The sequence below is a fragment of the Polaromonas sp. P1_G4 genome (genome assembly GCF_056405475.1).
This window is the reverse complement of the sequence record NZ_JBFUCA010000116.1, coordinates 1-10198: the sequence shown is the minus strand read 5'-3', so window position 1 is coordinate 10198 and position 10198 is coordinate 1. Positions and strand designations below refer to the sequence as shown.

The window sequence follows — 10198 nt, the reverse complement described above, 5'->3', positions numbered from 1 at the left end:
GGTGTGAAGGATCTGTTCAGCGGATCACGCCGGGCATCAGCGCTTCGGCAATGGCAATGTGGTTGCCGTCGGGGTCGGTGATCATCACCGTCCTGACTTTGTCGCTGGACGTTGTATGGCTGGTGTCTATGCCCAGCTTTTGCAGGTACTCGATTTCCGGTTCAAGGTCGTTGACGGCCAGGGTCAGCGAGCCTTCGCCGGCGCGTTCGGCCAGTTCATACACCTGCAGGCCGCCGCCGCGCTTGAATTGCCATTCGCCGACTTCAGGCATCGGCCGGTTGGCCTTGGCGTCCAGCAGTTTTTCGTACCAGGGGATGGATGTGTCCAGGTTGCGGACGGCGACACTGGCAAGGGCGTTTTGCACAATCATGACGGTCTCCAAAAAGATTCAGTCCTGAAAATCTACGCCCGCCGCGGTGTCCCACCTGTAGGACAAATGCTGGGAAATGAGGGTGAGCAAGGTGGCGATCAAGTGGTGAAAGGGAGGTGAAGAATTTTCCAAGAATGCATTGCTGGAGGGAACTTATCCCGCTCCAAACGCCCGAACCCCTGACAATTCATAATCCATCCAGAAAAAAAGAGGGCTCCCTGATGTTTTTGACGTATTTCGACGCCATGCCGCGCCGCGTGCTGGTGCTGATTGCCGCGGCCTGCGTGGCCATGCTGGCCTTTGGCCTGTACCTGCAGCATGTGGTGGGCCTGGAGCCTTGCCCGATGTGCATCGTGCAGCGGTATGCGCTGGTGCTGGTGGCGGTGGTGGCGGGCGTGACGGCCATTGCCAAAAGCCGGGGCCTGTTGATCACCGGCTCGGGCCTGATGGTGTTGCTCTCGGGTTTTGGCGCTTTTGTGGCGGCGCGCCAGAGTTTCCTGCAGTGGTACCCGCCTGAAATTGCCTCTTGCGGCCGCGACTTTTACGGAATGATCGAAACCTTTCCGCTCAAGCGCGCCATTCCGATGATCTTCAAGGGCAGCGGCGACTGCACCAAGATCGACTGGACCTTTCTGGGCGGCTCGATTGCCAACTGGTCTTTCCTGTGTTTTGTGGGGATCGCGCTTGCAGGCTTGCTGCTGGTGACCCGCCTGGCGCGCAAAGCCTAGTTTTTCTCCTTCTGAAAAAACAATACGTTACCGGGCCTGAGCGCGTCAAGGAATATTGACGCCCGCAGAGTGGTAGGCTGCGGGCACTTGCAGCCTGGGCTGCCGTATTGATTCAGGGAGAATAAAAATGGCGATCCTGCTTGGCCCCATTGCGCAGTTTTTGGGCGTGCAACAAAGCCAGTGGGGTGTAAGCGTGCTCGCCGTGACCGACACTGCGGTTGCGCCCAGCCTGCAAAGCACCGCCACGGTACAGGTTTTCACGAAACTCGGCACGCTGCAAAGCGGCGCCACGCTGTGGCGCGGTGGTTTGTCCGTCGCCTTTAAAGACTTGGCCCAACGAGCACGTTACAGCGTTGACGGGCAGGCCTTTGATTTTTACGTTCCGGCGGCGAGTGAGTCGCCGCGCATGGCGTATGTCTCGTGCAATGGGTTTTCAAGTCCGGGCCTGATGAAGCAGGTCAAGGACAAAAATGCGTTGTGGAAGCGGCTCTATGACCTGCACGCAGGGCGCGAACGTATCAACGGCCGCAGTTTTGGCCCCTACCACTTGCTGCTGTTGGGCGGCGACCAGGTGTATTCGGATGCCCTCTGGCAGGACACGCGTTGCCCCGACATCATGGCCTGGTCCGAACTGTCCCGGGACGCTCGCCGCAAAGCGCCCTGGACGGCTGCCCTGCAGACGCAGGTGACGGCTTTTTTTGAAGACCTGTACCTTACGCGCTGGGCCCAGCCCGAAGTGGCGCAGGCGCTGGCGGGCTTGCCCAGCGTCATGATGTGGGACGACCACGATATCTTCGACGGCTGGGGGTCCTACCCTGCAGAAGACCACGACTGCCCGGTGTACCAGGGGGTTTTTGCCGTCGCCAAAAAATACTTCGCGCTGTTTCAGCGGCACAGCRCCCCTGGCACGCCGCCGCCGTGCACGCTGCCCGGCCAGCCGGCGTTCAGCGCGGGTTACCGCGTGGGCAGCCTTGGCGTGCTGGCGCTGGACATGCGCAGTGAACGCACGCCGGAACGCAAGAACGGCCGCAACCTGCAAAGCGCGCAGGTCATGAGTGAAGACAGCTGGAGTGCTGCTTACAAGTGGCTTGATGCCCAAACCGGCATGAAGCACCTGGTGCTGATGAGCAGCATCCCGGTGGTGCACCCCAGCTTTGAGCTGCTGGAAAAAATGCTGGGCGTGCTGCCCGGCCAGCAGGAGCTTGAAGACGATTTGCGCGACCACTGGACCTGCGCTGCGCATCGCGCCGAGCGGCTTCGCCTGGTGCACCGGCTGTTTAAATTCAGCAAGGACGCCTCGTGCCGCGTCAGCCTTGTCAGCGGCGACGTGCATGTGGCTGCGGTGGGCGTGCTGGAGTCGACGCGTGACCCGGTGGACACCAACGCCCAGGTGATCAACCAGCTCACCAGCAGCGGCATCGTGCACCCGGCGCCGCCTGCCATGGCGCGCTATTTTCTGGAACAGGCCTGCCAGCAGGTGGAAACCGTGGACCGAGGCATCACCGCCGCCATGTACGAATTTCCCACCACTTCGCGCCGCCTGATCGGTGCGCGTAATTTCATGACGATTGAGCCTGACGATGCGGGTAATCCGGCGCAACGCCTGTGGATCAACTGGTGGGTGGAAAACGAATCCGAGCCCAGCAGCAAGGTGATTCACCCGGTGGGGTAAGCGGCCCCGCTTAACCGAGCCACTTGGCCAGCCGGAGCCTGCTGGTTGCCGGTTCGGGCGTGATGGTGCCGCTCTCGGGACATGTTATTTTTCACCTGAAAAAGGGGATGGCGCCAGCCGCGCGCCATGACTAGACTGAATATCCAGTCGCCGGTTTTTACCGGAAGGCCAGCTCATCAACATTGCCGCGCTGCGGCACAAGGATGGTCCCCATGGCAGCAGGAAGGGTGTTATCGCGCTTTGGCTTTCCGGTCCTGGCGAGTGCCGGCGCCGCTGCCAGCGCCTATTACCTGGCAAACCAGCCGGTGGTGCCGGTCAAGTTCTCGACGTGGAGAAACACGACGGATCCAAAACAGGCAGAACACATGACCGTCAAATACGGACGGGGTTCGTGGGGCCATTACGAAGATTTCCGGATGGGCAGCGGCCCACCCCGTACGGATTTGCCAAAGTTTGGCGCCGTGAACAAGCTGACGGGCATAGATGAGTCCAAGCCTTACTCGAACTTGGCCTATGGCAGCCATACACCGACGGAGCACAGGGACCGCTTCCTGGCGCGTCCGGCCCTGGCAAGCGATGTCAAGAAGGGGCGGGAATACCGCTATGACTCCAAAGAGGCGATGCGCGCAAAGGTGTCGGTGTTCGAGCTCTGGAAGCTCAAGCAGATGACAAGCGAACGCCAGCAGCACGGCGTGTTCCACCTGTACGGCGAGGCATCCGACCCGTACACGACGCGGTGCATGACGCACATTGAAACGCTGGCCAGTGTCCGTGGCCAGAAGCTGTCTCCCGACAACCCTTCCAAGGTGGCGCACGAGTTTCATGCGCTCAACCCCTCCAGTACCGAGAAACCCAAGCTGAAAACCTACTCGGTAGAGGGCGTTCAGCGCCCTGGCAATGTGCCGGTCGGCACCCCGGTCAAGAGCCACCCCGGCACGCTGGACAAGGCGTATTGGGAGGCGGCCAACACGGGCGCCCACAACGTGGGCCGGCCACCCCCGCCAAAACTCTAGACGCGCGAGAACAGCGGTACCGCCGGCAAGCGCGCTGCACCCTGATTTGCAGGGAGGTGCCGGTTTTCCCGGCGGCTCCGGGGTGAATAATTCTCGACTGGGGTACCCGGGTTTCAAGCGGGTTGGCGGGGCGTCAAATCAGCCATATACTGTACATAAATACAGTATATTCGACTTGATCCGGACCACCTTCCATGCCCACCCTCACTGCAATGCCCAGCGCTTTGCCGGACTTTGCCGACGCCCTGAATGCCCAGGTTTGGCGGGCCGGCGAACTGGGCAGCGCGAGTGTGCAGACGGTGGCCACAGGTTATGCGGCGCTCGACCTGGTCTTGCCGGGAGGCGGCTGGCCCCAGGGCGCGCTGGTTGAACTGCTGTTGCCGCAGGCGGGCCAGCAGGAATGGGGTTTGCTGGCGCCTGGCTTGGCCCGTGCCCTCAACCAGCCCGCCACTCCGGAGGAGCCTGGCGCGCAACTGACGGCGCTGGTCGGCGCGCCTTACCTGCCATTTGGCCCCGCACTGGGCGCGCGCCAKATCGACATGCGGCGGCTCATCAGCATTCACGGCAAGCCAGGTGACGCGCCTTCGCTGCTCTGGGCCACGCGAGAGGCGCTGCAGTGCGCTGACGTGACCGCCGTGCTGGCCTGGCTGCCCGATGCGCGCAGCGCCCACCTGCGCCGCCTGCAGATTGCCGCGCATGCGCACCACAAGCTGCTGTTTGTGTTCCGGCCGCTGCGGGCCCAACACGAATCGTCACCCGCGCCGCTGCGCCTGCTGCTGGAAGGCACTGTGCGGGAGGGCGGCAACCTGCTGGTCCATGTGCTCAAGCGCCGCGGCCCGCCGCTGGCCGCGCCGGTGCTGCTCGATACCCGGCCCGCCCGGCTGTCGGCCTTGCTGGCGGCCAGCCGCGACAGGGCCCGGCAAAAGCGGGAAGAGCAAAAGCGGGAAGAGCTTGCCCCCATCCTGCTGCCATCGCTGGTTTCGCTTCCTGTCACCTCACCCCGGAGTCCCATCCATGCGTTGCTGGATCGCATTGCGCATCTCGATCACCACTGACGCGGCGCAACCGGCCTCGTCTGTGCTGGACGCCGCCGCTTTGCAGCGCGCGGTGGCCAGCCTGGCGCTGGGCTTCACGCCGCGCGTGGCGCTGGTCGATGAAGCGGTGCTGATGGACGTAACGGGCAGCCTGCGCCTGTTTGGCGGGCTGGCGCGGCTGATGCAGCTGCTGGCGCAGAAAATCGAGCTATTTTTTGAATCAAACCAGGTTGCAGGCCTTATGGAACGTGCGCAAGGTGCTACATCTTTGATAGCAATCGGACGGCTTCGGCTGCAGCAGGATCAGGCTGGTGCGTTGAAAAAACGCGTGGCCGACCTGCCCATGCACACGTTGACGGCCGCGCGCCCGCACCTGGGTGTGCTGGAGCGCATTGGCTGCCGCAGCTGGGACGACCTGCTGCGCCTGCCGCGTGACGGCGTGGCGCGGCGTTTTGGCGCCGAGCTGCTGGAGGCGCTGGACCGCGCCCGCGGCACCGTAGCCGACGACTACGAGTGGCAAGTGCTGCCCGAGCACTTTGAAGAAAAACTGGAGCTCAACGCGCTTGTCACCCATGGGCCTGCGCTGATGGCGGGCGTTGAGCGCCTGCTGGTCCACCTGCATGCCTGGCTGCTGGGGCGCCAGAGCGGGCTCTGCGCCCTGAAAATCATCTGGCACCTGGACAAACGCCGCGATGTGGCGCCGACCGGCGAGCTCGAGATTCGCACGGCCCAGCCCGCCCAAGACCTGCGCCATGTGGCACGCCTCATCTCAGAGCACCTGGCGCAGCAAAAGCTGCCGGCGCCGGTGCACAGCCTGACGCTGCAGTCGCTGGCCACCGAGCTGCTGGCCGACTCGGCCGCCGCCACCGGCAGCCTGCTGATGGAAGCGCGCCGGCAGGGCGACAGCGTGGTGGAGCTGGTCGAGCGACTCAGCGCCCGCCTGGGCGATGCCAATGTGCAAGCCTGGCAACCTTGCACCGACCACCGGCCCGAGCTGATGCAGCGCTGGGTGAGTGCCCGAAGTGCTATCAAATCAATAGCTGCTTGCGCACAGCCAATGCGCGCCAGGGCCATAAAAGGCTTAAAAAAAACCACTCCACATGCTTCTTCGGAAGCCCGGGCCGAAGCCTTGTACCCGGCCTGGTTGCTGCCCGAACCGCTGAAATTGCAAGCCGTAGGCAACAGCCCGGTGTACCAGGGCAAGCTGACACGCCTGGCCGGGCCGCAGCGGCTGGAGGCTGCCGAATGGCTGCTGGCCGATCACGAGAACCGCAGCGCTGAGCCGGGCCTGTGTGAAAAGCCGTGGGCGTTTCGCGACTACTACATCTACCGCAGCCAGCAGGGCGGCCTGCTGTGGGTTTACAGCGAAAGGCTGGGCTCTGCCGCCCAGGCCGGCCGGCAGCGCACCTGGTATTTGCACGGCTTTTTTGCCTGAGGCCCGCATGCCTGCCTACGCGCTTCCCGATTACGCTGAGCTGCACGCGCTGAGCAACTTCAGCTTCCAGCGCGGCGCCTCGCACGCGCAGGAGCTGGCCSAACGCGCTTCCGAGCTGGGCTACCAGGCGCTGGCCATCACCGACGAGTGTTCGGTGGCCGGGGTGGTCAGGGCGCATGAGGTGGCAAAGAAGCTGGGCCTCAAACTGCTGCCGGGTGCGGAATTTCTGGTGCAGGCGCCTGATGCCTTCAGGCTGGTGGTGCTGCCGCACAACGCGGCAGGCTGGGGCAACCTGTGCGAGTTCATCACCGAAGCGCGCAAGGCCGGCGACGTGGTCGAAAAAGGCAGCTACCGCGTCGCGCTGGGCGAAACGGATTTCTCCCGGCTGGGGGATTGCGAAATTTTGCTGGCGCCCCTGCATGAAGCAGGCGCGGGTGCTATCAATACAGAAGCGCTTTGCGCACATTGCGCCTGGGCTACAGGGCTTTTTGGCACCAACGCCTGGCTGGCGGTGGAGCTGCTGCAGGGCCTGGACGATGCGCTGCGCCTGCAGCAGCTGCAAGAGGTGGCCCGGCGCACCGGCATACGGCTGGTGGCGGCCGGCCATGTGCTGATGCACAAGCGCTCACGCAAGCCGCTGCACGACGTGATGACCGCCATCAAGCTGGGCAAGCCGGTGCACGAATGCGGCTTCGCGCTGCAGCCCAACGCCGAGGCACATTTGCGGCCGCGCATGCGCCTGGCCGAGATTTACCCCGCCAGCCTGTTGCGTGCCACGCTGGAAGTGGCGGCGCGGTGCAATTTCAATCTCGATGAGATTCGCAACCTGTACCGCTACCCGCAGGAAGACATGGTGCCGGCGGCCGAAACGCCTTCGCGGTGGCTGCGTCGGCTGACCTGGCAGGGTGCCCATACCCGCTACCCGCATCACATACCGCACAAGATCAGGCGGCAGCTGGGTTTTGAGCTGGCGCTGATTGAAGAGCTTGAGTACGAGATGTTCTTCATCACCGTGCACGACATCGTGCGGTTTGCGCGAGAGAAGGAAATCCTTTGCCAGGGGCGCGGCTCGGCGGCCAATTCCGTGGTGTGTTTTTGCCTGGGCGTCACGGCCGTCAACCCGGCGGAAAGCAAGCTGCTGTTTGAGCGCTTTATCAGCCGCGAGCGCAGTGAACCGCCCGACATCGACGTGGACTTCGAACACGAGCGGCGTGAAGAAGTCATCCAGTACATCTACGGCAAATACGGCCACGACCGCGCCGCCATTGCCGCCACCGTCATCAGCTACCGGCCGCGCAGCGCGATCCGCGATGTGGGCAAGGCGCTGGCGATGGCGCCTGAACTGATAGACCTGTTCGCCAAAGAGCATTTCTGGTTTGACGGCAGCGAGGTGCTGCAGGAAAAACTCAAGGAAGCCGGGCTGGAGGGCAGGGAAGGGCCGGTGCTGCAATGGTTTGACCTGTCGGCGCAGCTCATCGGCTTTCCGCGCCACCTGAGCCAGCACGTCGGCGGTTTTGTACTCACCCAGGGCAAGCTCACGCGGCTGGTGCCGGTGCAGCCGGCTTCGATGGAAGACCGCCGCATCATCCAGTGGGACAAGGACGACCTGGAGGCCATGGGCCTGCTGAAAGTGGATGTGCTGGCGCTGGGCATGCTGTCGGCCATCCGGCGCTGCCTGGCGCTGGTGAATGGGGCACGAGGAAGCCAGTTGGAGATGCATCAGATCGAGCCGGACGACACACCCACCTACGACATGATTTGCGAAGCCGATACGGTGGGCGTTTTCCAGATTGAAAGCCGGGCCCAGATGTCCATGCTGCCGCGCCTGCAGCCGCGCAATTACTACGACCTGGTGGTGGAAGTCGCCATCGTGCGGCCGGGGCCCATCCAGGGCGGCATGGTGCACCCGTACCTGAAGGCGCGCGACAAAAAACGGCGGGGTGAAGATGTCGTGCCGGAATACCCGGCGCTGAACCCGGCCCTGGAGCGCACGCTGGGCATTCCGATTTTCCAGGAGCAGGTCATGCAGATCGCGATGATCGCCGCTGACTTCACGCCCGGAGAGGCCGACGATTTGCGCCGCTCCATGGCAGCCTGGAAGCGTAAGGGCGGGGTAGACCGCTTTCATGGCCGCCTGGTCAATGCGATGGTCAACAACGGCTACAGCGCTGAATTTTCAGAGCGCATCTTCAGCCAGATATTGGGCTTCGGCGACTACGGCTTTCCGGAAAGCCACGCCGCCAGTTTTGCCAAGCTGGTTTATGTGAGCTGCTGGCTCAAGCGCCACGAGCCGGCCTGCTTTCTGGCGGCCATGGTCAATTCGCAGCCCATGGGTTTTTACACGCCGTCCCAGCTGGTGCAAGACGCGGTCCGCCACCAGGTCGAGGTGCGCGCGGTGGACGTCATGCACAGTGAATGGGACTGCACGCTGGAGCCGCAGGGTGTGCTGACTGCAGGGACGCAGCCGGCAGTGCGCCTGGGCCTGCGCCTGGTGGCCAGCTTGCGCGAGGAGGCCGCCTTGCGCCTGGTGGAGGCGCGGGCGCAAGCGCCTTTCACGTCGACGGAAGACCTGGTGTCGCGCGCCCGGCTCAATACGCTCGAAATCAACGCGCTGGCCGCCGCCGATGCCCTGCTGCCGCTGGCGGGCCACCGGCGCCAGCAGGTCTGGGAGGCTTCGGCCATCAAACTGGCGCCGCGCCTGCTCAAATCGGTGCCCACACACGAAACACCGCTGGCCTTGCCCGACACACCCGAGGGCGAAAACATTTTGTTCGACTACCAGGCCACCGGCCTCACGCTGCGGCGCCACCCGGTGGCTTTGCTGCGGGAACGGCTGGCACGCAAAGGCCTGCTGAGCGCCAGCGAGCTCAATGCCTTGCCCGACGGCGAAGAGGTGGCCGGCTGCGGCATCGTCACTGTGCGCCAGCAGCCGCAAACCGCCAAGGGCACCATCTTTGTCACACTGGAAGACGAGACCGGGCCAGTCAATGTGATCATCTGGAAATCGCTGCGGGAGGCGCAACGCGGCGAGGTGCTGCACGCCCGGCTGCTGGCGGTGTATGGCACGTGGCAGCGCAGTGAAGAACGCGGCAGCGCCAAAGGTTACGGCGCGGTGCGCAACCTGGTGGCGCATCGGCTCGAAGACCTCACGCCGATGCTGGGGCGGCTGGGCACATCGAGCCGCGATTTCCATTGAGGTGACTGCACCTCAATCAGGCACCTTCAGTCAATCCATCGTCATGCGCTGTCATCAGACAAATCCTGCTTGAGGGTCAGACTGACCCGGCAATCCGTTTTAGCGCGTCGTCGGTTTGCTGCTGCAGCGCCTGCATCAGCGAGCTCGCATCCCGGTGCCTGAGCAGTGGTGCGGCCTGACCGGACCAAAGCGACATCAAGTCTGTTCTGCCCTGGCCAATGGCCGCCGGTTTCATCTGGCCTGTCAGCCAGTTCTGGACCGGGTAGGGCGCAATGTGACCTTCATGCGCCTTCAGCTCGTTCATGAAGCGGTTTTCAATGCCTCGCGCCAGGCGCCCGCTGAAGGCGCGGGTGAGGGCGGTGTACTTGGCGTCGGCGCTGAATAGCTTTTCGCGGTGGATGTCACTGGCAGATGACTCGACGCAGGCCAGGAAAGCTGTGCCGATCTGCACGCCCTGGGCACCCAGCGCCAGGGCTGCTGCAATACCGCGCCCATCCGCAATGCCGCCTGCGGCAATGACCGGGGCCTTGATCGCGTCGACCACCTGGGGGATCAGCGCCAGTGTGCCGGTGAGCGAGTTTTCGGGCGGGCGGAGAAAGGACACGCGGTGCCCGCCAGCCTCAAAGCCGGTTGCCACCACCATGTCGACGCCGGCACTGTCTAGCGCTATCGCCTCTTCAGGCGTTGTGGCGGCGCCCACGGTCACGATATCAAGCGCCTTGCATTGGCGCAGGATGTCCAGCGACGGAA

8 protein-coding genes are annotated in these 10198 nt (G+C 63.7%); 6 read left to right on the top strand and 2 right to left on the bottom strand.

Going from position 1 to position 10198, the window contains the following annotated elements; translation table 11 throughout:
- Positions 1-16: 16 nt before the first annotated feature.
- Positions 17-370 (bottom strand): VOC family protein, encoded by a 354-nt coding sequence (locus AC1D1X_RS08085; protein WP_477671686.1) that lies wholly within the window; start codon positions 368-370, stop codon positions 17-19.
- 221 nt (positions 371-591) lie between these two features.
- Between AC1D1X_RS08085 and AC1D1X_RS08080 the strand changes: the two genes are divergently transcribed.
- From AC1D1X_RS08080 to AC1D1X_RS08055, 6 genes are all read left to right on the top strand, one after another.
- Entirely contained in the window at positions 592-1098 is a 507-nt protein-coding gene (locus tag AC1D1X_RS08080) for a disulfide bond formation protein B (protein ID WP_477671685.1), read from the top strand.
- A gap of 127 nt (positions 1099-1225) precedes the next feature.
- Positions 1226-2770 (top strand): alkaline phosphatase D family protein, encoded by a 1545-nt coding sequence (locus tag AC1D1X_RS08075; RefSeq protein ID WP_477698106.1) that lies wholly within the window; start codon positions 1226-1228, stop codon positions 2768-2770.
- Positions 2771-2982: 212 nt separating this feature from the next.
- A complete protein-coding gene (locus tag AC1D1X_RS08070; protein ID WP_477671683.1) occupies positions 2983-3783 on the top strand; it encodes a hypothetical protein in 801 nt (266 codons plus the stop codon).
- A 194-nt stretch (positions 3784-3977) separates the two neighbouring features.
- Positions 3978-4838, top strand: coding sequence for a translesion DNA synthesis-associated protein ImuA (gene imuA / locus AC1D1X_RS08065; RefSeq protein WP_477698105.1), 861 nt, complete (start codon positions 3978-3980; stop codon positions 4836-4838).
- Positions 4798-6252, top strand: coding sequence for a Y-family DNA polymerase (locus tag AC1D1X_RS08060; protein WP_477671681.1), 1455 nt, complete (start codon positions 4798-4800; stop codon positions 6250-6252). Before imuA ends, AC1D1X_RS08060 begins: the two co-directional genes overlap by 41 nt.
- Positions 6253-6259: 7 nt before the next feature.
- Complete coding sequence (locus AC1D1X_RS08055; RefSeq protein ID WP_477698104.1) at positions 6260-9448, top strand: error-prone DNA polymerase; 3189 nt, start codon at positions 6260-6262, stop codon at positions 9446-9448.
- Between the two features lie 76 nt (positions 9449-9524).
- Here AC1D1X_RS08055 and AC1D1X_RS08050 read toward each other — a convergent pair.
- The coding region (locus AC1D1X_RS08050) for an NAD(P)H-dependent flavin oxidoreductase (RefSeq protein ID WP_477698103.1) at positions 9525-10198 on the bottom strand (674 nt) is incomplete at its 5' end.

What these genes read in the sequence shown, in the direction of transcription:
- AC1D1X_RS08060 (WP_477671681.1), top strand. Translation starts at nt 4,798, where the DNA reads ATGCGTTGCTGGATCGCATTGCGCATCTCGATCACCACTGACGCGGCG.
- AC1D1X_RS08085 (WP_477671686.1), bottom strand. Translation starts at nt 370, where the DNA reads ATGATTGTGCAAAACGCCCTTGCCAGTGTCGCCGTCCGCAACCTGGAC.
- AC1D1X_RS08070 (WP_477671683.1), top strand. Translation starts at nt 2,983, where the DNA reads ATGGCAGCAGGAAGGGTGTTATCGCGCTTTGGCTTTCCGGTCCTGGCG.
- AC1D1X_RS08080 (WP_477671685.1), top strand. Translation starts at nt 592, where the DNA reads ATGTTTTTGACGTATTTCGACGCCATGCCGCGCCGCGTGCTGGTGCTG.